Consider the following 20,921-nt stretch of genomic DNA (forward strand, 5'->3'; position numbering starts at 1 on the left):
TCGGTGCCGTCGGTGCCGTCGGTGCCTAGGAACCTCGCGTGCAGCGGACCGAGGGGGGCGGGAAGCCGTTGAACGAGGAGGCGTAGACGCTGGTGTACGCGCCGGCGTTGCCGATGTACACCTCGTCGCCGGCCCGCAACCCGGCGGAGAGTTCCACGTCGAACAGGATGGTGTCCTGGCTGTCGCAGGTCGGGCCGGTGAGATGGCAGCGCTCGCGGGCCCCGGCGCGGCGCGAGTCGGTGACCGGGAAGCGCAGCTCGTTGCCCGTCTCGAGGCTCTCCATCAGCCCGTTGAACGCGCCGACGTCGAGATGGACCCAGCGCCGGCCGTGGCGTAGCGCGGTGCCGATGACCGAGGCCCGCAACGTGCCCGCCGCGGCGACGACGGCCCGGCCCGGCTCGATCACGACCGGGACGTCGTAGGGCAGCCCGGCCAGGCCCGTGCTGATCGCCGCCGCGTAGTCCGGCAACGGCGGCACCGGGCCGGCGTAGCGGGCCGGGAAGCCGCCGCCGACGTCCACCATCTCCAGCATCACCTGCTCGGCGGCGAGCTTGTCCATGACCTGTGCGACGGCCCGCAGCGGCGCCCGCCACGCCTGCGGGAGCAGCATCTGCGAGCCGACGTGGAAGGCGACGCCGAAGGGGCGCAGGCCCCGGTCGCGGGCGCCGAGCAGCAGGGCGGTGGCGGTGGCGACGTCGACGCCGAACTTGCCCTCGCTGGGCACGCCGCTGCGGATCTGGTGCGCGGCGAGCCGGACGAACACGGCCGCGCCGGGTGCGGCGGCGGCGAGCTTGTCCAGCTCCTCCTCGGAGTCGAACGCGAAGCGCCACAGGCCTCTCGCGTGTGCGCGGGCGATGTGGGCGACGGGCTTGACCGGGTTGCTGTACAGCACGCCGGCCGGGTCGACGCCGACGGTGGTCAGCAGGTCGAGCTCCGGCGCGGACGCGACCTCGAAGCGGCAGCCGAGGCCGTGCAGCTCCGCGAGGACCTCCGGGTGCGGGTTGCACTTCATGGCGTAGTGCACCGTCATGCCCGGCAGTCCCGCGGTCACGGCACGGTACCCGGCCGCCACGTTGTCCAGGTCGATCAGCAGCTCGGGCGTGTTCACGCGCTCGGCGGGCGCCACATCGGCCAGACCGGCGGGCCGTCCGGCAGCAGGATCGGCGGGCGGCTCTCGTAGCCGTGGCGCAGGTACAGCGCCCGGTTGCGCGGGTCGTTGGCCTCCAGGTAGGCGGGGATGCCGGCCCGGTCGAGCCGGCGGTGGTGCCGGGCGAGCAGCGAGCTGCCGATGCCGAGGTTCTGCCGCTCCGGCCGCACGGCTAAGAACGCCAGGTAGTGGTGCGGGACGATCGGGTGCTCCTCCTCCAGCATCGCGTCGAGCTGGCAGGCCCGGTCGAACGCGGGGCCGGCCGCCTCCTTGAGCCGCCGGTCGTAGTCGACCGGGGGCGGGATCGCGTGCGTCAGCGGGAACCACAGCGCGACGCCGGAAGGCCTGCCGTCGAACGGGTCGACGGTGGCGTACACCTCGCCGTGCCGCACCGCGTGCTCGGCGAAGATCGAGAAGTACTCGGGGCTGTGCTCGCGCCGGTCGTCGGCGTCCGGCGCCATCCACCGGGCGACCAGGCCGTCGCTCATGGCGGCGACGAGGACCTCGGTGATGGCGTCGGTGTCGACCGGTTCGATGTCGCGGACGACGACATCCTGTATGGCATGCGTCATGACCGTCCTCTTTCGATGTCCACGGTGGAGCCGGTGGTGGGAGCTGCGAGAGGTGGGAGCTGCGAGCGGTGGGAGCTGCGAGCGGTGGGAGCTATGAGTGGCGGACGACGTCGGCGGTGCGCGGCAGCGCGTGCGAGACGGGCAGCCCGGCGCCCTCCGGGATGACCCGCTGCTCGGCGCCGCGGCCGATGCCGGCGTAGGCGTCCGGCCGGGCGGCACGCATGACCAGCGCCCAGATGATGCCGACGATCGCGAAGACGACGTAGGCGGCGGAGAAGACCCAGTTGAAGACCGAGTCGTTGTTGACCTGCAGCAGGTCGCCCAGCCCGATGACGGTCGCCGCGAGCACCGCGCTGAGCAGCAGGAACGCCAGCAGCGGCGCGAGCTGCGCCCGCCAGAAGTTCTCCCGCCGGCGGTGCCTGAGGAAGAACGCGATGACCGCGGCGGACGCGCCCCACATGAGCATCAGCACGCCGAGACCGCCGACGACGGTGCCCCAGGCGAACAGGTGGATCAGCGGGTCGATGCCGGTCACCTGGAACACGATCAGCACCCCGAGCGCGAGCAGGCTCTGCGTGATCGACCCCAGCAGCGGCGCGCCGGTGCGCGGGTGCGCCACCCCCCACAGCCGGGGCAGCACCCGCTCCCGCCCCAGGGCGAACTGGTAGCGGGCGACCGCGGCGTGAAACGCCAGGGCCGCGGCGAAGACGCTGGTCAGGAACAGCACGTACCCGACGTTGATCAGCGCCTCGGGCACGTACGGCGAGACGAGCGCGAAGACCAGGTCGGTCTCCTGGTCCTTGGCCGCCTGCACGATGTTGCCGAAGCCGGTGTTCACCGACATCGCCCACGCCGAGACGCCGCACAGCAGGCCCGGCAGCAGGACCGCCCAGTGGGTGGCCCGGGCGATCGTGCGCTTGGGGTCCTTGGCCTCCTCGGACAGCACGACGGTCGCCTCGAAGCCGACGAAGCCGGCGATCGCGAGCACCAGCATCGCCGCGACCTCGGGCGTCAGCAGCTGCGCCGGGTCGAGCGCCTCGGTGCTCACCCTGCCGCCGGCCGGGTGGGCGACCATGATCGCGTCGTAGATGAGCACGATGGTGATCTCGGCGGTGAGCAGCACGGCGAGGACCTTGCCGCTGAGGTCGACCCACAGCACGCCGAGCACGGCGATGAGGAACCAGCCGACCAGCGAGCAGACGAACCAGCTGGTGTGGATCCCGCTGGCCTCCAGCACGCCCTTCGCCACGACGCCGAGCAGGCCGAACAGGCCGATCTGCATCGCCGCGTAGGCCGGCAGCGCGATGAACGCCGCCGCCACGCCGGTGACCCGGCCCAGCCCGTGGCTGATGTAGGAGTAGAACGCGCCGGAGTTGACGATGTGCCGGCTCATCGCCACGAACCCGACCGTGAACAGCGACAGGATCAGCGCCGCGACGAAGTACACCAGCGGCACGGCGATGTTGCCGACCACGGCGTAGATCGTCGAGATGGCGCCGAGGATCACGGTCAGCGGCGCCGCCCCCGCGACGCCGAAGAACACGATGGACGGCACGCCGAGACGGTTGCTGGCCAGACCCCGGGTCACGATGTCGGGCCCGCTCGGTGCGAAACGCGCCATGTTCGGTCTCCTCACGCGGTCGGCCGTGCTGGTGCGCAGCTTCCCGCGGTGATAGTGGTGTCGGCCCACCGTGCGCGTCACCGGCGGCCGACAGCGAGCGCGGAGCCCACCGCCGCCTCTGTGTACTGGACGAGCTGGACCAGGTCGTCCGGCAGGGACGCCATGATCGCGGGCAGCTGCCGCATGCACTCGCGCTGCTCCTGGACGCCGGCGAAGACGTGCCTGGTCAGCCCGGTCGCGACGACCAGCGCGATGAGCGACCGGTCGTGCAGCCCCATGGACCGACGGTGCGCGAGCGCCTCGGACAGCCGGATCGACTCCCACGCGGCGGTGTTGCGCTGCTCGGCGGTCTGCGGCAGGTACAGCGTCTGCGACGCGCTGAGCAGCTTGCGCCGGGTGACCGGCTCGACCACGCCGGCGCGCAGCAGCCGCTCGCCGACCTGGTCGGTCGCGTCGGCCGCGAGATACGCCAGCCAGGTGCGGATCTCGCGGTGCTGCGGCTGCGCGATCAGCAGGTCGAGCACGGTGTGGGCCAGGGAGTCCCCGGGCGGCTCCTGGCTGACGACGTACAGGTCGCCGGTCATGGCGCGCAGCCGTCCGTACAGCATCAGCTCACCCAGCAGGGCGGAGGCCAGCCCGAGTCCGGCGGCACGTGGGTGCAGCCTGGACCGGCCGGTTCGATCGTCGTGGGCAATCAGGTAATAGCTGTTGGCAAGCATCGCGACCACGGCTCCCTCGAGATCTGCCCCGAGCACGTCAGCGAACGACCAGCAGCATGTGCTGGCTTCGATGTCCCCGAGCATCATGTACCAGACACGGCGCGTAGTGCAACGAGTACTAGACTCGGGGTATGCGATCACGCAAATTGCATATGATCAATACCGTGGACATTGACGCCGCAAAGGACGAGGGCCCGACGCTTCGCCGCCGTCGACTGGCCGCGGAGCTGAAGAAAAGTCGCGAAGAAGCCGGATTCACGCAGGAATCCGTGTCCCGGCACTTCGAGTGGCACTCGGCCAAGGTCACCAGAATTGAGAACGCACGCGTGCCGGTCAACGCCCGGGACGTCAACGACCTGCTGACCCTCTACGGGGTCAGCGACCCGGCCTACCGGGAGGCGCTGCTGGCCCTGGCCCGGCAGAGCAAGCAACGCACGTGGTGGACCGACTACCGCGACGTCATGCGGCCGGGGAACTTCGTCGGCATGGAGGCGGACGCGTCGATCACCCGCGTGTGGGAGCCCATCGTGCTGCCGGGCCTGCTGCAGTGCGAGGACTACATGCGGGCGCTGATCGGCATCGGCCGCCGCAACGACACCAGGGAGTCGATCGAGCGGCGGGTCTCCCTGCGCCGGCTGCGCCAGGAGCGCCTCACCGCGGCCAGCCCGCTGCAGCTCGTGGCCCTCTTCGACGAGTCGGTGATCCACCGGGTCGTCGGCGGCCCGGCGGTGATGCAGGAGCAGTACCGCAAGATCATCGACGTCGCGGCGCTGCCGAACGTGTCGGTGCGGATCGTGCCGTTCACCGCCGGCGAGCACCCGTTCATGGGCGGGCCGATCACGTTCCTGGAGTTCCCGGACGTCGCCCACTTGGATGTCATCTACCTCGAGGGCCTTGCTGGGGACTACTACGAGGAGCAGCCTGCGGAGGTCAAGCGCTACCGCGACGAGTTCGAGCGGCTCGAGACGAAGGCCCTCAGCGAGGCGTCGACGGTGCGCCTGATCGAACGCCTGCTCGCCTGAGCCGGCGGCCGCTCACGCGCGGCCGGCTCAGCTCACGGGAAAGGAGGTGAACGTTTTGCCCGCTCAATTCACCGGCGCCGGCTGGCGTAAAAGCAGTCACAGCAACGGCAACGGCGGCAACAACTGTGTGGAAGTCACAGTCGCTGCCTCCGCTGCCGGTGTGCGCGACAGCAAGAATCCGGACGGAGCCGTTCTACGGTTCAGTCCAGCCGCTTGGAAGTCGTTCCTGTCCGACGCCAAGCACGGCAATTTCGATGTGATCAGCTGACGCTTTTCCCGATTCCTCGATCCCGTGCATGAATGATCGCGCTTGGGCTGGTGTGTCATTTGCATCAGCCCATGCGTGAAGATACCGGCCGATGCTATTCCCGCCGGTTCGCCGGCGCTACCGTCGACTTTCGCAGTATCTGTAACGGCACCGTCACCCGTTGATCTTCGGGAGGTGCTTGAATCGCCGGGTGCGCCTGTCGTTGACCACCCCCTCCGTGTCCGACGCCCACGCGGTGCAGACCCTGCACGGCTGGCTCCTGCGCGATCCCGGCCTGGCCGCCGACGCCGACATCAGCCAGCGCAGCTCCGCGGGCGGGCACATGGGCGCGCTCGACGTCATCGACCTAGTGCTGACGCACGCGGTGGCGGTCGGGGGGCTCGTCCTGGCGTTCGCGTCGTGGCGGCGGGCCCGGCCGGACGCGCCGCCGATCGTGTTCACCGTCGAGGGGATCTCGGTGACCGCTTCGGACTCCTCACCCGAGACGCTCGAACGGATCCGGGCGACCCTGCTCGCCGCGCTGCCACCCGCGCCGTCGCCTGCTCCCGGGCCTGCGCCCGCGCCCGCGCCTTCTCCGGGGCCGCCGGCGCCGCCTGTACCGTCGTCGCCGCCCACACAGGACGACGATGCGGCTGCCTGACCCGCTCGCCTCCAGGGCGGTCCTCGTGGGTGCCGGCGCGTTCGACGTCCTGGAGCCGCTGCCCGCGGTCCCCAACAACCTGCGGCACCTCGCCGCGCTGCTCACCGACCCCGACATCTGGGGGCTGCCCGCGGCGCACTGCACGGTCGTGCAGGACCCGGCATCCGCCGACGACATCCTCGACGCGCTGCACGACGCCGCCCGGGACGCGCGCGACGCGCTGGTGTTCTACTACGCGGGGCACGGGCTCATCGAGCCGGACACGTTCGAGCTGTACCTGACGCTCCCCCGCACCACGCCGTCGCCCATCCACGGTGCCGTGCGGTTCGAGGACGTGCGCCGCCTCATCGCCGGGGCGCGCCGCTGCCGCTCCAAGGTCGTGCTGCTGGACTGCTGCTACAGCGGCCTGGCCCTGGCCGGCGCGATGGGCGACCCGGCGACCGTCGCCGACCGGGTCGTGGTCGGCAACAGCTACGTGCTGACCGCCGCCGCCGAGACCGCGCTCGCCTACGCGCCGCCCGACGAGGAGTTCACCGCCTTCACCGGCGAGCTCGTCACCGTCCTGCGCGACGGGCTGCCCAACGGCGCCGACGTGCTGGAGATGGAGGCGGTGTACTGGCAGCTCGCCGCCGAGCTGTCCGCGAAGCGCCGGCCGATGCCGCAGGCCCGCGCCCGCAACGACGGCCACGCCATCGCGCTCGCCCGGAACCGGGCCGGCCGGGCGCCCCTGTCGGCACCGCCACCGCAGCCGGTCGCTCCGGCGTACACCACCGCCGGCCGCGGACTGAACCCCTCCCGGCTCATCGCGCTGCTCGCCGACCCGCCCGGCGGCGTGACCGCCACCGACCTGCTCGTCGCGGCCGGCTCCACGCGGCCGACGCAGGAGGTGGCCGCGCTCGCGTACGCCATGCGCACCGGCCCCTCGGTGGGCGTCCTGCTCGACGCCGCCGCCCGCCGCTCCCCCGGGACCGTCGCGGGGCTCGTCGCGGACCTCGAGGAGCTCGGTCTCGGCCCGATCGCCGACGACGTCGTGCGGTCCGCCGCGGCCGGCGACGGGCGGCGGATCGTCGCGCTCGGCCCGCTGCTCGGCGACCGGCAGGCGCCCCTGCTCGACGCCGCCGTCCGCGACCGCATCGGCCGGCCCGCGGCGATGATCGCGCTCGTCGGCGCCCTGTGGACGTCGGGGCTGCGGGACGCGGCCGAGGCGGCGCTGCGCCGGGTCAGCGCGTCCATGCCCGCCGCCGACGCCGCCGCCCTCGCCGACGCCCTGCGCGACGGCGGGCACGAGGAGCCGGCGTTCCACCTGTACGAGGTGGCCGCCGACGTCATCGTCGAGCGACCACCGGCAGCCGTCGTCGACCTGGCCGCGGCGATGGTCCGCGCCGGCCACGGGGCGCAGGGCACCGCGCTGGTCGACGGCGCCGCCCGGGCGTGCGCGAACCCCTCCGCCGCGGCGGAGCTGCTCGACGCGCTGCGGCACGCGGAGCTGCCGGCCGGCGACGCCATGGCGCGGCTCGCCCGGCGGCTGCCGGACCACGACCTGCTCGCCCTCACCGACCTGCTCCGCGACGGGCGCAGCCCCGGCGACGCCCTGACCGTCCTGCAGCTGGCCGCGGCGGGGCGGCCGGTCGAGAGCACGATCGCGTACATCAGGCACCTGCACGACGCGGGCCGCCCGATCGACGCCAACCGGCTCCTGGAGCAGCGGGCCACCGCGCCGGCCGGCTGGTCTCCCCCCACCGCGGACCCGCCGCCACCCGCCCCCGCCATCTCTTCCGGTGCCTTGCTGCTGAAGGCCTTCTCCGGTGCGTCGGTCGAGGAGCTGCGCGCCGCCCTGGCGGACCCGCCGCCCGGTGCACCGGACGGGTCCGCGTCGCAGGCCGCTCCCGGGTCGGCGGGCGGCGCCGGGTCGGTGGTGTTCGCGTTGTCCGGCTGGGATCTGGCCGCGGTCGCGGTCGCGGCGGCCGCCGCCGGGCCGGACGTCGCGGTCCGGCGGGTCCTGACCACCGCCGCGGCCGGGTCGCCCGAGCGGGTCGCCGCGCTCGTCGCCGGCCTGCACCGCGCGACCGGCGGGGGCGACCTGGCCCGGCACACCGGCGCCGCCGTCGCGGCCCGCCCCGTCGCCGAGGTCGCCGAGATCGCGGTACACCTCATCGGGCACGGCGAGACAGTGGCCGCCGCCGACCTGCTGCGGGCGCGGCAGCCCAGGCTGTTCAGCGAGCCGCTCGCCGCGCTCGACGCGCTGCTGCACGGGCGGCGGGCGCTGTCGCGCTCCGACCCGCTCGTCGCGGGCGTCGCCGGCGTGGTCGTCGCGTACGTCTGCGCCGACCCGGACGCCGACGCCGACGGGTTCGTGTCGGCGTTCCTGGCCGACGACCGCGCGTTCCGGTGGGACCTCGCCGAGCGGCTCGCCCGCGCCCCGGTCGCCACCGCCGCGGCGTTCTTCGCCCGGCTCTCCCCGCACGTGCGCTCCGGCTGCCACCGCGACTACGCCCAGGTCGCGGCGCGGTGCCGGCCACCGGACCTGCTGGCGGCGTTCACCGGGATCCGGGACCTGCTGCCGGGGCACGTGCTGTTCGACTTCCTCGCCGCGGCCGGAGCGCAGTGCCCGATCGACGACCTGACGTCGTTCGTCGACGACCTCGTCGCCTGCGGCACCGCGCCCGAGCACTTCCGGCCCCTGCTGCGCGGGCCGGCCACGCCCGCGTCCTACGTGCTCGCCGCCTGGGTCGCCGCCAACCATCCGCACCTCACGGAGGCGCTGCCGTTCCCGGTGTCCGGCACGCGGCCGACCGCCGCGCGGATCGCCGCGCTGCAGAGCATCCGGGCGACGCTGGGCTCGACGCTGCAGGCGGCGACGGTGCATCCGGTGCCGGGGCTGGAGGACGACGAGACGCTCCTGCTCGTCTGGCCGCTGGCGCGCGACGGGGTGCTCGCCTTCACCGACCGCGCCGTGCACCACGTGTGGGGCGTGCACTCGCGGCTGCGCTACGACGACCTGCACGCCGCGCAGGTGCGCAGCGTGGAGCGCTACGAGATGCGGGTCGTCACGCAGTCCGACACGGGGCCGACCGTCCAGGACTGGCGGCTCGATCCGCCCGGGCGCATGTCCGGCGGGGCCGCCCTCACCGCGGAACGGCTGGCCGAGGCGCTGCGGCGGGCCCGGGTCGCGGTGAACGAGGCGCTCGCCGTGCGCACCGGCGAGGCACCCTGAAACTTGTCGCGCCGCGCAGTCAACCACCGGGGCGCCGGGTCGCATCAATGGGGTGGAACGTCCAGGGAAGGGACCCATCACGGTGCGCGCGGACCGCGAACATGACTTCAGCCTGTATGTGCAGGCGCGGATACCGCGCCTGCACCGGCTCGCATTCCAGCTGCTCGGTGACCGCCACAAGGCCGACGACGCGGTGCAGAACGCCCTGACCGTCCTCTACCAGCGCTGGTCCCGGATGCGCGACGTGGAGAACCTCGACGCCTACGTGCACACCATGGTCGTGCGGTCCTGCCTCTCCGACCGGCGGCGCTGGTGGGCGAGGGTCCAGCTGCGCGCGACCACCCCGGACGTGCCCGTCGCGGCCGACGACCCGCTCGTCGAGCAGCGGATGGTGCTGCGGGCGGCGCTGCGGCGGCTGCCGGAAGGGCAGCGCACGGTCGTCGTCCTGCGCTACCTGTGCGACCTGCCGGTCGCCGAGGTGGCGCGGATCCTCGGCCGCTCCGAGGGCACGGTGAAACGGCAGACCTTCAGCGGCCTGGGCAACCTGCGCCGCATGCTCGACGAGCGCACGAGGAGCGCGGCATGAACGACAACCCGTTCGCGATCCTGACCGACGAGCCCGTGCCGGACAGCCGGGTCGGGGTCGGCGACGTCATCGCCGCCGGGCGCGCCCGGGTGCGGCGGCGCCGCGGCGTGGTCACCGGCGTGTGCGCGGCACTCGTCGTCCTCATCGTCTCCGTCGGCGTCGCGGCCGCGGTACGGGCACCGCAGGGCACTCCCTCGGATCCCGCGCCGACGCCGTCGCCGACCGTCAGCGCCGACCCGTCCGGTTGTGTGGCCACCCGCCTGCCCGTCGGGGAGGAGGACATCGGCTCCGCGCACACCGACCCGAGCGGGCGCTACCTGGTGTTCAACCGGGCACCCGATCCCGGCCTGGTCGTCGTGTACCGCGACGGCGTGGAGGTCCAGCGGTTCAGCGACGGCCAGCGGCTGCAGGTCACGGCGGTGAGCTCGGCCGGCACCGCCGTCGGCAGGCAGGGCGGGTCGCCCGACGGGCCCGCCTTCCGCACCACCGCACAGGGGACGCTCGCCTTCCTGCCGAAGCCGTCCGGCGCCCTGTCGGTCAGCGCGCAGGGCATCAACGCCGCCGGCGACATCGTCGGCGAGGCCACCATGCCGGGCAAGAAGTTCCGCGCCGTCCTGTGGCGGCACAGCGCACCCGACGTCGCGGTGCTGCTGCCGACCCCGTCCGGCAGTTCCTCGGCCGCCCACGACATCGCCGACGACGGGCGCATCGTCGGCGACTTCAACCAGGGCGAGCAGCCGGTGCTGTGGAACGCCGACCTCTCCACCACGGTCCTGCCGACCCCGCCCGGCCGGCCCGGCGGCGTCGCGCAGCGCATCGCCGGCGACTGGGTCATCGGCCCGGTGAACTTCCTGGCGATGAACGGCTTCGACGCCGCGACCGGGCGCCGTACGGGCGCCGGCGACATCCCACCGGCCCGCTGGCACCTGTCGGCCGGCACGGTCGAGCCGCTGGTCGCCCCGGACATCTTCGCCGGCGGCAACAGCGTCACCGCCGACGGGACCGTCCTCGTCAACCGCTTCGACGGCGTCGTGCGCTGGACCGGCGCCACGGTGACCCCGGTGCCGGCTCCTCGCGGGTACGACCACGCGCAGATCGAATCCGTCAGCGCCGACGGCAGGCTCCTGGCCGGCGCGGCCACGAAGAGCACGGGCGGCTCCATCGAACCGTTCGCCTGGACCTGCCGCTGAGCCGCCTCGCTGATCGCATAGCGGATCCGGTCGTCATGGCGACCGGATCCGCTACTTGATCATGTCGGCCGTGCCGGACGGGGTGTTCACGGCCGCAGGCCGTGTCGCGGCCTTGGCCGGACGGGGCGCGGAGGCGACCCGGCCGGCGGCCGGGTGGTCGCGGCCGCAGGCCGCGTCGGCGCAACTGCACGCGGACGTGCAGGGAGGGCCGCCAAGGCCCGACCGTTGGCTGCGGGAGCAACGGTCGCGGCCACGGCGGACCGGAGCCATGGCCTTGTTCTTGTTCTTGCTCTTCAGCTTTTCGGGGCGGCTGTGCTGCGGCGCAGGACGAGGGTGGGGGCGACGCGGGGGTCGGGCTCGGGGCGGTCGGGGCCTTCGGGGAGGTCGGCCTCGATGGCGCGGAGCAGGGCGGCGATGCAGCGGCGGCCGACCTCGTCGAAGTCCTGCCGGATCGTGGTCAGCGGCGGGGACAGGAACTCGGCCTCGGGGATGTCGTCGAAGCCGACGATGCTGACGTCGTCGGGGACGCGGATGCCGTGCTCGTGGAACGCGCGCATCATGCCGAGGGCCATCTGGTCGTTGCCGGCGAAGACGGCGGTGACGTCGTCGCGGCGGGCCAGCTCGAGGCCGGCCTGGTAGCCGGAGCGGGCGGACCAGTCGCCGGTCATGAGCGGCGGGGCGGGCAGGCCGGCGTCCTCGAGCGTGCCGCGCCAGCCCTCGATGCGGCCGTGGGTCTCCAGCCAGTCGCGGGGGCCGGACAGGTGCCAGACCTTGCGGTGGCCGAGGCCCAGCAGGTGCTGCACGGCCAGGCGGGCGCCGGTGACCTGGTCGACGGAGATCGCGGGGATCTCGCCGCCGACGACCGCCTCGACGGCCACGGCGGCGACGCCGAGCGGGAGGCTGTGCAGCGCCGCGGCGGCCGCGGTCTGCGGGGCGATGACGACGACGCCGGCGACGGACTGGTCGGCGAGGGCCTCCAGGGCGGACACCATGCCGCTGTGGTCGACCTGCTCCAGCGTGACGATGCTGACGCCATAGCCGGCGGCGCGGGCGGCACGCTCGATGCCCAGCAGCGTCGAGGCGGGGCCGTAGAGAATCGTGTCGAAGCTGACGACGCCGATCACCCGCGAACGCCGCCCCGCGAGGCCCCGGGCCATCGCGTTGGGGCGGTAGTTGAGCTGCCGGACCGCCTCGAGCACCCGCTCACGCGTGGCGGGGCTGACGCTCGGGTGCTGGTTGAGGACCCGGGACACGGTCTGGTGGGACACGCCGGCGAGTCGCGCGACGTCGTTCATGACCGCTGCCCGGCCCTGGCTCGTTGGACGCATCGCCCTCCCCCCATGTTGATGTTAGCGCTGCCACGGTACGCCGTGCCGGCCGGTATACCGCGTGCTGGGGGTCCTTGCGGGGACGGAAATGGCCGTTCGGATGACCCTGGGCTTTCTGCCTATTCGACGCAGAACTCGTTGCCCTCCGGCACGCGCGCGAACCAGATGTTCGGGCCGCCCCAGCCCGCCGCCTCGACGAACGCCTTGTCCGATGTGGACTCCTCGGCGACGTCGGTGCCGAGCGCGGCGGCCCAGAACCGGGCCAGCACCAGCGCGTCCACGCTGTCGAACGTGACCGACTTGATGTAGGCGGGCATGGGCGCACGGTAGCACCGTTGTTGGTGCCCCGTATCTCTGGGAACGCCGCCGAACGGCTGAGAGCCACCGCGGCGAACTTCGGCGTGAGCGGCGCGCCCAGGCGGAGCGCATCACCTACCACCTGGAGCAAGGGCGCACGGCGTATCCGACCGAACCCGGCGAGGACCCCGTCGCGCCGGGTGGGAGTAGTGAGCGGACCCCGGTGGACGCTGGCTGGTTTCACTACCATGACGCGCCCGGTTACGACTGGGGCTACCTGGTCTTGATCAACAACAGTGAGAGCTGCGTGTACAGCGCCGTCGCTCACGTGCCGGAGGGGGCACTGGAATGGCCCGACCGTGGAATCGGGGTGATTCCGCCAGGAGTGACGCGGGTCAGCATGCCGATGCGCCACTACCCGGGAGAGGGCTCCGGTGCCTGGACCCGCCATGAAGGCGAGTTCGCCAACAACGAACTCGTGCCGTGGGTCGAGTTCAAAGATCAGGCCGGCGTCACGTGGCGTCGCGCCCGTGACGGTGCGCTCGACGAGGTCATCGAGCCGGTGCCGTTCCCCGACTACTCCGTCTGACGCCTGCCCGCAACGGGCGACACCGCGGTCTGCGGTTCGGGGCGCGGGTTGCCGCGGCACGGGGCGCCAAGGCCCGGCTGGCGTGCGTCCGTCGTGGGTGCTGGCATCGTGGTCTCGCCGCTGGCCTCGCCGTACTACTGTTCATCGTGCTGCGACAGGATGTGCGGATGGGCTACGGATTTCTGCGAGTCGGGCATGTAGCGCTAAGCGATCTGGAATTCGGGCCGCCGCCCGAATTTCTGGCGGTCTTTCTCGACAGCATGTACCGCCGGCGGACGAGCGGCGAGCCGTACCGGGATGTGATTCACGAGCTGGTCGGCGAGGGGCCAATCATCGCCGACCGGCTCGATGCGCTCGGCTACACCCCCGCGCGGGCGATGGAGGTGCTCGACGAACTCCTCGACGCCGCCCGCGCACGCGACTGGTCGGACGGCCCGGCGCGCGACCCGAGAATCACCGAGGCGTTCTCTTCAGCCGACTGGTTCCCGATCATCCAGGCGGAACTCGCCGCAGGAGAACGCCCCTGGCACCCGGACGAGCCCGCATGGGATCTCGGCATCGGATACTTCCTGTCCGATCAGGCGCAGCCCTACATGATGCGGCTACTGCTCTTGGCGGATCCGCAGTTGCCGGTCCGGCTGGACTTCACGAAGGCAATGTACGAATGGGAGCGCGACGAGCCGGATGCGCTCTGCGCCGATGCGCTGACCAGCCTGCGCTCCACCGGCGCCACCTATGCACCGACCGTGGTGCTGACCGAGGGCTCCAGCGACGTGAGCGTCCTGCAATCGGCGTTGAAACTGCTGTACCCGCACCTGGTTGATCTGGTGCGCTTCATGGACTTCGGCGAACGCCCGCCGGGCGGCGCAGGTCCGCTGGTGAGCCTGGTGCGCGGGTTCGCGGCGGCCGGGATCGCCAACCGCGTGATCGCCCTGTTCGACAACGACTCCGCCGCAACGGAGGCGTTGAGCAAACTCGACCAGGCGACGCTGCCGGACAACATCCGCGTCCGGCAGTACCCCCGCCTCGACCTCGCCGCGAACTACCCCGCGCTGGGGCCGCCGACCCTCACGCACCCCAGCGGCTGGCTCGCCACCGCCGACGTCAACGGCCTGGCCTGCTCCATCGAGCTGTACCTCGGCCGCGACGTGCTCACCGGGCCGGACGGTGCGCTCGTGCCGGTGCAATGGACCAGCTACCTTGCCGGGCCCCGCCAGTACCAGGGAGCCATCGCCGAGAAGCGCGCAGTTCATGAGCGGTTCCGTGCGAAGGCTGCCGCCGCGAGCACTGATCCAGCGGTGATGGCCGGCCAGGACTGGTCAGGATTGCAGGCGATCATCCACACGATCCTGCACGCGTTCGACTAAGCCACCGGGCGCCCATCCGATGCAGTGATGGGCGCGGCCGACGGTCGGCTGGGTGTGATGCCTGAGCGGGCCGCTCTGCCGACGGTTCCGGCCGGTCAGCCCAACAGCATCGGCATGTACTCGCACACGCCCCACGCCTCGGCGGGGCGCAGGACCCGAGAAGGCGGCCAGGTTACCGGGCGCGGGTCGGGCCACAGCGGGACCAGGGCGCCGCGGAACACGGCGGTCGGGTTCCAAGTCGAAGGCCCGAGGACCGGGTCGATGATGGTGTACAGCAGGAGCCCGCCCAGTCCGATGGCCACCGTGAGCAGGTTCGGCGGATCGTCGCCGTTCGCCGGCGGCCCGTCCAGCACATACAGCATGAGACGGCACTCGGCGCGCAGCGCCCAATCCTCGTCGTCGATTGCCGCCGCCCAGACCAGGCATGCGTCCGTTGGGCGCCGGGTCGCGTAGAAGTCCTGATAGACCCGGTCGATACTGGCTGGCTCTGAGCCGGTCAACTGCGCCATAAGGCTCGTTTTCACCGCCCAGGTCGCGACAGCAGTTACCGCCTCAACGGAAAGCGGCATCGCCAGCCGACCGCGGATCATGGTGGACAAATATGGCCGTGTCACCGTCTCGATGTCGTTCATGAAGCCGTTGTTGCACGAACCGCAGACCGTCTTGACGGTCGAGGAGTTGAACGTCTCCGGCATCTCCCGGTGGTGCGGACCGTCGACTGCGTGATCGGGGTGCAGGAGCACGGCCATCTGGTCCTGACCGCGGAATCGTGCCTGCTCGGGCAGCACGTCGGTCAGCCACCGCGGGATGACATGTTCCCTGGTCAAACCGGCATTACCGCAGAACACGCACCGTCGGGCCACACAACGCAGTGTGGCCTTCCCGCGTAGTTGCGGCAACGGCTTTGCGTGACGGCGGCGGCTGGCATCACGTCGAGGGACGGCCTCGACGCATCGGCACCACGTTGGTCGCGCTGGCGAGTTCCTCGCGCAGAGCGGTGCGTTCAGCGGCGAGTTCGGCGATGACTCGGCCGTACGTCTCAAGAAGTGCGCTGGCTCGGTCATAGTCAGCCCGGAGCTGCTGGTTCGCGGCGCGTTCGCGCTCCAGCGCTGCACGGAGAGACGCGATCTCGGTCGGCCGGGCGGTCGGCAGTCGACCCGCGGCCTGCAGCCGGTCCGGTGCGGCATGGTACGGAGCCGGTGGCTGCTTCGTGCGTTCAGGTCGGTGTCGGAGGGGCTCCATCGGTCAGGTAGATGGTGGTGCCCTTGGCGCGTGCGGCGAGCGCGGCGTCGATGCGTGGTGCGACGCGGGGTGGGAGGAGTCTCCGACAGCGTTCGGGGTTGTGGAACCCGAACGTTTCCAGCTCGTCGGGGTCGACGTGGATGCTGTGGTCGGGGTTGAGCCGACCGCCGTCGAAGACGAAGTTGACCAGGGCCCGGGGGCGGGGTCCGGCCGGGGACGCCCAGTCGACAACGAGCAGGTCGCCGACGGGGATGGTGAGGCCGAGTTCTTCGCCGAGTTCGCGTCTGGCGGCGGTGTGCGGGGTTTCGTGCTGCTCGACGTAGCCGCCGGGAATGGCCCAGTGGTCGCGGTAGGTGGGTTTGACCAGGAGTACCCGCCCGGTGTGGTCGGTGACGAACAGGGCGGCGGCGGCGTGGAAGGTCGCCAGCTGTGCGTACCACTGGTCCGGCTCGACCCACGTCATTCGATGACTGTACCCACGACCGGCTGGGTGTAGGCGCGGGCGCGGTGCAGGAAGCGGTCGACGGTGGGTCTGCCGTGGTACGGCGCCAGCCGCCGGGCAAGGTCGGTGATCCGGTCGGCGACGCGGCGGGACCGGACGCGTTCGGCGAGGTCGAGCGCATCGTTGCCGAGCCGGCCGGCGTGGTCGGGTTCCGCTGCGGTGCCGTCTGCATGGACGCTGGCGATCAGCGCGGTGTGCAGGGCGCGGGTGCGAACGCTGCTCTCGTCCAGTGCGAGGGCCTGCTCGGTGTAGGCGAGCGCATCCTTGGGCCGGCCGAGGTCGCGCAGGCAGCGGATGGCGGTGCCGGCCAGATGCGCGGGGGTGAAGTATCCGACCCATACCGGGTGGTCGGCGCCGGTGATCTTCTCGGTGGCCGCCTCGGCCCGGCGCAGTGCAGTGGTGCAGCCGAGGGCGTCGCCGGCGATGGCGTGGGCGCAGGCTTCGGCGGTGTGCAGGCGGGCCATGACGGATGCGTGGGTGCGGCTGCGTCCACCGTCGACGGAGGCTCGGGCCAGCCGGACCGCTTCGCCGGGTCGCTGCAGGTAGACGGCCTGAGTGGACATGTTGGCCAGGATGTGCGCGCCGAATCCGGTGTGGTCGGCGGCTTTCGCCAGACGCAGGGACTGGATGAACAGCCGCTGAGCATATCCATGTTCACCGACATCGTAGGTCATGAACGCGACCTGACCGGTCAGTTCGGCGACGGCGGCGAACAGTTGCCGGCCGACGCGGTCGGTGTAACTGCCGTGCAGCATCGGTCCGACCTCGCGGTGCAGCCATTGACTCAGGAAGACGCGGAACTGTCCACCGCCGTGGCGCCGGTCGAGGTCGAGGAACTGCTGCTGGCAGGCGCGCAGCGCGTCGACGTCGGCGAGCGTGACGCGGCGGGTGCCGCAATGGGAGGCGTCCGTGTCGCGTGCGTCGAAGTGCCACCGCCACCCAGCCTCGGCAGCGCAGGACGCGACGAACGGCACCGCGGCGAGGGCGTTCTGGTCGATGACCTGGTGCCGCCACAGGGCGGCGACGGTCGAGCGGGTGACGTCGAGATCGGCAGCGAACGCCAGGCCGAGGTCGGCCAAGTGACCGTCTGCGGTGAAGCCGAGTTCGTCGACGGCGACCGCCCGGCCGATCCGTCGGGCCAGCACCTCGGCGATGACCCGGGGTACCGGGTCGGCGGGACGGCGGCCACGTAGCCACCAGTACACCGAGGCGGCGTCGTAGCTCGCCTTCAGCCCGTCGGCACGGCCGCGCAGGTTGACCTGCCGGGCGAACGCCGCCCGCGCCTGCGCGTACCCAGCCTCCTGAAGGAGGGCGTGCAGACGATGATTCGAGACTGCCTTCGCCATCGGTCCCGACCTCCCCTCGCGGTCAGTAACGCGCGCCAAGCATACAGCGACATCGACCTCAATAGTTTGATGCGCAACCCCGCGCAATACCGCACCACCCCGGCGCAACCCGGACGGCGGTTCGGGAGCTTCCGATATCCACCCACGGGCGACGAGCCTGGGACATGGAGGTGACGTCCCATATGGACACTGCATTTTCCCATGTGCTGCTTGAGATCGACCGTCGGCTCGTCGATCTACGGGCGCAGGCCGGCGGTGCCGGCGTGACCATGCTGCCGCCAATGCTGGCGTTGGGCACGAGCGAGCGGGTCGGCTCCAACTGGCTGTCGGACACGCTGCGCCCGGTGATGCCGCAGCACAACGAGCCGTTCCGGCAGCAGTTGGACGTTCTGCATCCGCTGTCACCGGTCAACCCGTTCAGCGTCGACATCGAGCAAGCAGCACCGGCGCTGCTGGGCGCGCTGGGCTGGCACGGCCTGGTCGAGTTCGTGGCGGCCAAGTACGCGCCGGTGCGGCACCTGGTCAAGGAGACGAACCTGTTCTTCACGGTCCGGGCACTGCTGCAGCTGTTCGCCGACGCTCCGGTCGTCGTCCTCACCCGCAGCCCGCTCGGCGTGGCCAGCTCGTTCGCCCGCGCCGACCTGTTCCGGCGGTGGGGGTACACCGATCGGTACCGGCAGATGATCACCATGACCGACGGCGGGCCGCACGCCGCGCTGGGCGTCCTCGTGCCGGACGACGAGCCGGATGAGTTGACCGCGCTGACCCGGCTGGTCGTGCTCAACACGCTGCTGCTGGCCGACGCGCTCGACGGCCGCGAGTACGCCCACATCCCATACGAAACCGCCGTGCTCGACCGGCCCGCGGCCTGGTCGGTCTTGACAGGACTCGTTCCGCACAGCCGTAATCCGCACCGGCCGGCGTCCGGTCCGACGGCGGGGGACGACCTGTTCGCGACCACCAACCACAAGACCGACCTCGCTGCACATCTGCCGGCGGCCGAGGCGGAGCAGGTCACCAGATGTACCGCTGCGGCTCTGGCAGCGGTCGCCGATCGGGTGCCGGCGGGCGTGCTGGCTCGGGCGGGCGGGTGGCTGGCCGGCGCCGAGCACTACCGGCTCGCCGAGCAGCCCGTGCCGCCGCGCGACCGGCGCAGCCGCACCCTTCGCCCGCCCGCCATCGGCGCGACGGTGCCCGAGGTCGGCTACATGCACTTGCGCGGTCTGTCCTGGCGCAACCTGCTGGCCGGCAACGCCGAGTTCTGCGACCTGCTCAACGCCCTGCACGCCGCCGGCCTGCCGAACACCCAGCGCGGCACCCACCTGCTGCTGGTGCCGATGCCCCACGAGCGCGGCGGCCGAATCCACTGGTCACCGGAGCACGAGACCTGGACCATCAGCGCCGGCTACGAACAGCACCCGGTCTACTGGGTGACCTGGCTCGGCGCCGCGGTGTTCGCCGCGGTCAATGCCGCCCGGCTGCCGACACACGGCGAACTGTGCGCGCTGGCCACCGGCGCCGCCGCTTCCAACCATGACTACACGATCGGCGATGTCGCCCCTGTCGCCGAACCAGCGCCCCTGCACGGCATCCACCATCCGGTCGGCAACGTGCAGGTGTGGTGCAGTGACGGACCGTCCGTAGCGTTCGGGCAGCCGGTGCAGCGGTGGATACACGGTGCCGCGTGGAACACCCCAGCTACCGCCTCCGAGGTCAACCGGCTGCGGTCCCGGCACCTGCTGGGCGCCTCCCGCGGCGTCGGGATCCGCCTCGTCCGCGACGCCACCGCCCCGTGCACCGGACCGGCCGTCGCCGACGTCGCCACACTCCTGGGCACCTGGATCGACGGTCTCACCGACCGCAGCCGCGCCTTAGCGGACCTCGACGTGCGGATCGTACGGGCGCTACAGGCCGATGTTGCTCTTCGGACCCATGTATGAACCCGCGTCCGGCCAACCGGCCCTGGCCAGTTCCACAAACCGCTCGCTGAACCCCAGCGACGGCAGGTCCGCCAACTTGACGAACTCCACCGCGCGGATCGGACGGGTGTCCAAACCCGGCGTGACCGCCCCCAACGTCCCGCCCACGCGGCGGCACTCGAAAGTGAGGTGAACGACGTGCGCCTTCGTCACGTCGCACACATACAGCAGGTCCCCGACCCGGATCTCCAGACCCGTCTCCTCCCGGACCTCGCGCTCCAGGGCCTCTTCGACCGTCTCGCCGGGCTCGACCTTGCCGCCCGGCAGCGACCACGACCGATCGCCCTCGGTGTCCTGGTCCAGCAACAGGATCTGATCATCCTCGACCACGATCGCGGTGACGCGCACGTTCATCGGCACGCACAGACCGTAGCAATCCGAGACGATCACTACGCGGCGGCACGGCCGTGACCACGCCGATCACCCAGGTCGTCGTCTGCGCCGGCGGGCTCGGCACCCGCGTCGGCCCGTGGGCCCGGCACGTCCCGAAGGAGTTCCAGCCGGTTGCTGGCCGGCCCGGCATCCTGCACCTGCTCGACGAATTGACCGCGCTCGCCCCAGCCCGCGTCGTTGTGGTCCACCACCCGTTCTACACACCATTCATCGCCTGGGCCGCGACCACGCTCACCCGCGGCGGGCAGGCCGCCTACCAGCACGCCGCCCGGCTGCCACGCACCGACCTGCCGCTGCACGAGCAACTCGACCTGCACTTCACCCCGCAGCGAGGCCACTACGCCGACATCACCTCGGTCCTCAACGGCGCCGAACACCTCCGCCCCACCAGCGACCTGCACGTCGCGTTCGCCGACAACCTGTACCCGCACGACAACCCGAGCCTGGCCCTCGCCACCGTCCCGGCCGGGCGCACCGCCGTGCTGGTCCGGCCATACCAGCGGGGCCAGGCGGGCCACCGTGGGGTGATCACCGCCCGACACGTCGAGGGTGAACTCGTCCTGAACAGTCTGGTGGAGAAGCCGACCCCGCAGCGCGCCCTTGAAATGGAAGACGCATACGGCCCGGCCAACCTCTGGCTGCTCGAAGGCCGAGCCCGCCTATCCCGCCGGTTCCTCGACTGGCTCCGCCGCACGCCGGTGAACCCCGGCGGCGAACCCAAACTGTCGATGGCGCTGCGTCGGTACGCCACCACCACCCCGGTGCGCCTCGTCATCACCCACTCCGCCGTGACCGACCTGGGCAGCCCGCCAGCAGAGCACCCGTCATCCACCGCGGCGCTGCACCGATCAGCAACGCCCAGCCCGACGTAGGCCCCGCCAGTCTCCTGAGCGGACCGG

The 20,921-nt window shown here is 71.9% G+C and carries 20 protein-coding genes; 10 read left to right on the top strand and 10 right to left on the bottom strand.

The window, feature by feature from the left end; translation table 11 throughout:
- Positions 1 to 25: 25 nt before the first annotated feature.
- The 4 genes from ACQEVZ_RS51460 to ACQEVZ_RS51475 form a co-directional block, all read right to left on the bottom strand.
- A complete protein-coding gene (locus ACQEVZ_RS51460; protein WP_433382759.1) occupies positions 26 to 1,108 on the bottom strand; it encodes a type III PLP-dependent enzyme in 1,083 nt (360 codons plus the stop codon).
- On the bottom strand, positions 1,105 to 1,719 hold the full coding sequence (locus ACQEVZ_RS51465; RefSeq protein ID WP_354903233.1) for a GNAT family N-acetyltransferase: 615 nt from the start codon (positions 1,717 to 1,719) through the stop codon (positions 1,105 to 1,107). Before ACQEVZ_RS51465 ends, ACQEVZ_RS51460 begins: the two co-directional genes overlap by 4 nt.
- A 91-nt stretch (positions 1,720 to 1,810) precedes the next feature.
- Positions 1,811 to 3,340, bottom strand: coding sequence for an APC family permease (locus tag ACQEVZ_RS51470; protein WP_433382762.1), 1,530 nt, complete (start codon positions 3,338 to 3,340; stop codon positions 1,811 to 1,813).
- Between the two features lie 77 nt (positions 3,341 to 3,417).
- Positions 3,418 to 4,059 (bottom strand): GOLPH3/VPS74 family protein, encoded by a 642-nt coding sequence (locus ACQEVZ_RS51475; RefSeq protein ID WP_344500680.1) that lies wholly within the window; start codon positions 4,057 to 4,059, stop codon positions 3,418 to 3,420.
- Between the two features lie 164 nt (positions 4,060 to 4,223).
- Here ACQEVZ_RS51475 and ACQEVZ_RS51480 point away from each other — a divergent pair, with 164 nt between their 5' ends.
- The 6 genes from ACQEVZ_RS51480 to ACQEVZ_RS51505 all read left to right on the top strand — a co-directional run bounded on the left by ACQEVZ_RS51480 (position 4,224) and on the right by ACQEVZ_RS51505 (position 10,979).
- Positions 4,224 to 5,081, top strand: coding sequence for a helix-turn-helix domain-containing protein (locus ACQEVZ_RS51480; protein WP_344498933.1), 858 nt, complete (start codon positions 4,224 to 4,226; stop codon positions 5,079 to 5,081).
- A gap of 46 nt (positions 5,082 to 5,127) precedes the next feature.
- The gene (locus ACQEVZ_RS51485) at positions 5,128 to 5,349 is read left to right on the top strand and encodes a DUF397 domain-containing protein (protein ID WP_433382766.1); all 222 of its coding nucleotides are present in this window, start codon (positions 5,128 to 5,130) and stop codon (positions 5,347 to 5,349) included.
- Positions 5,350 to 5,539: 190 nt separating this feature from the next.
- A complete protein-coding gene (locus ACQEVZ_RS51490) occupies positions 5,540 to 5,989 on the top strand; it encodes an effector-associated constant component EACC1 (RefSeq protein WP_433382769.1) in 450 nt (149 codons plus the stop codon).
- Positions 5,976 to 9,203 (top strand): caspase, EACC1-associated type, encoded by a 3,228-nt coding sequence (locus tag ACQEVZ_RS51495; RefSeq protein WP_433382772.1) that lies wholly within the window; start codon positions 5,976 to 5,978, stop codon positions 9,201 to 9,203. Before ACQEVZ_RS51490 ends, ACQEVZ_RS51495 begins: the two co-directional genes overlap by 14 nt.
- An 82-nt stretch (positions 9,204 to 9,285) precedes the next feature.
- Positions 9,286 to 9,789, top strand: a complete 504-nt coding sequence (locus ACQEVZ_RS51500; protein ID WP_344498927.1) for a SigE family RNA polymerase sigma factor — start codon at positions 9,286 to 9,288, stop codon at positions 9,787 to 9,789.
- Positions 9,786 to 10,979: a hypothetical protein gene (locus ACQEVZ_RS51505; protein WP_433382776.1), complete on the top strand. Its 1,194-nt coding sequence runs from the start codon at positions 9,786 to 9,788 to the stop codon at positions 10,977 to 10,979. The genes ACQEVZ_RS51500 and ACQEVZ_RS51505 overlap by 4 nt, the downstream gene beginning before the upstream one ends.
- 293 nt (positions 10,980 to 11,272) lie before the next feature.
- On the opposite strand, the gene ACQEVZ_RS51510 is transcribed toward ACQEVZ_RS51505, so the two are convergent.
- Both ACQEVZ_RS51510 and ACQEVZ_RS51515 read right to left on the bottom strand, forming a co-directional pair.
- Positions 11,273 to 12,274: a LacI family DNA-binding transcriptional regulator gene (locus ACQEVZ_RS51510; protein WP_360565584.1), complete on the bottom strand. Its 1,002-nt coding sequence runs from the start codon at positions 12,272 to 12,274 to the stop codon at positions 11,273 to 11,275.
- Positions 12,275 to 12,426: 152 nt separating this feature from the next.
- Complete coding sequence (locus ACQEVZ_RS51515; protein ID WP_433382780.1) at positions 12,427 to 12,624, bottom strand: VOC family protein; 198 nt, start codon at positions 12,622 to 12,624, stop codon at positions 12,427 to 12,429.
- A 203-nt stretch (positions 12,625 to 12,827) separates the two neighbouring features.
- Here ACQEVZ_RS51515 and ACQEVZ_RS51520 point away from each other — a divergent pair, with 203 nt between their 5' ends.
- The gene (locus ACQEVZ_RS51520; protein ID WP_433382783.1) at positions 12,828 to 13,193 is read left to right on the top strand and encodes a hypothetical protein; all 366 of its coding nucleotides are present in this window, start codon (positions 12,828 to 12,830) and stop codon (positions 13,191 to 13,193) included.
- A gap of 146 nt (positions 13,194 to 13,339) precedes the next feature.
- Positions 13,340 to 14,560: a hypothetical protein gene (locus ACQEVZ_RS51525; protein ID WP_433382786.1), complete on the top strand. Its 1,221-nt coding sequence runs from the start codon at positions 13,340 to 13,342 to the stop codon at positions 14,558 to 14,560.
- A 95-nt stretch (positions 14,561 to 14,655) separates the two neighbouring features.
- Here ACQEVZ_RS51525 and ACQEVZ_RS51530 read toward each other — a convergent pair whose 3' ends face one another.
- From ACQEVZ_RS51530 to ACQEVZ_RS51540, 3 genes are all read right to left on the bottom strand, one after another.
- Positions 14,656 to 15,423: a hypothetical protein gene (locus ACQEVZ_RS51530; protein ID WP_433382789.1), complete on the bottom strand. Its 768-nt coding sequence runs from the start codon at positions 15,421 to 15,423 to the stop codon at positions 14,656 to 14,658.
- 353 nt (positions 15,424 to 15,776) lie between these two features.
- Complete coding sequence (locus tag ACQEVZ_RS51535) at positions 15,777 to 16,265, bottom strand: NUDIX domain-containing protein (protein WP_433382792.1); 489 nt, start codon at positions 16,263 to 16,265, stop codon at positions 15,777 to 15,779.
- The gene (locus ACQEVZ_RS51540; RefSeq protein ID WP_433382795.1) at positions 16,262 to 17,737 is read right to left on the bottom strand and encodes a hypothetical protein; all 1,476 of its coding nucleotides are present in this window, start codon (positions 17,735 to 17,737) and stop codon (positions 16,262 to 16,264) included. Before ACQEVZ_RS51540 ends, ACQEVZ_RS51535 begins: the two co-directional genes overlap by 4 nt.
- 116 nt (positions 17,738 to 17,853) lie before the next feature.
- Here ACQEVZ_RS51540 and ACQEVZ_RS51545 point away from each other — a divergent pair, with 116 nt between their 5' ends.
- Positions 17,854 to 19,590 (top strand): hypothetical protein, encoded by a 1,737-nt coding sequence (locus ACQEVZ_RS51545; RefSeq protein WP_433382798.1) that lies wholly within the window; start codon positions 17,854 to 17,856, stop codon positions 19,588 to 19,590.
- Here the strand turns inward: ACQEVZ_RS51545 and ACQEVZ_RS51550 are convergent.
- Positions 19,555 to 19,983, bottom strand: coding sequence for an NUDIX domain-containing protein (locus tag ACQEVZ_RS51550; protein ID WP_433386144.1), 429 nt, complete (start codon positions 19,981 to 19,983; stop codon positions 19,555 to 19,557). The genes ACQEVZ_RS51545 and ACQEVZ_RS51550 overlap by 36 nt on opposite strands.
- Positions 19,984 to 20,036: 53 nt before the next feature.
- Between ACQEVZ_RS51550 and ACQEVZ_RS51555 the strand changes: the two genes are divergently transcribed.
- Positions 20,037 to 20,894, top strand: coding sequence for a sugar phosphate nucleotidyltransferase (locus ACQEVZ_RS51555; protein WP_433382801.1), 858 nt, complete (start codon positions 20,037 to 20,039; stop codon positions 20,892 to 20,894).
- Positions 20,895 to 20,921: the final 27 nt, after the last annotated feature.

Source organism: Dactylosporangium sp. CA-152071, assembly GCF_050936335.1.
Classification (GTDB): domain Bacteria; phylum Actinomycetota; class Actinomycetes; order Mycobacteriales; family Micromonosporaceae; genus Dactylosporangium; species Dactylosporangium maewongense.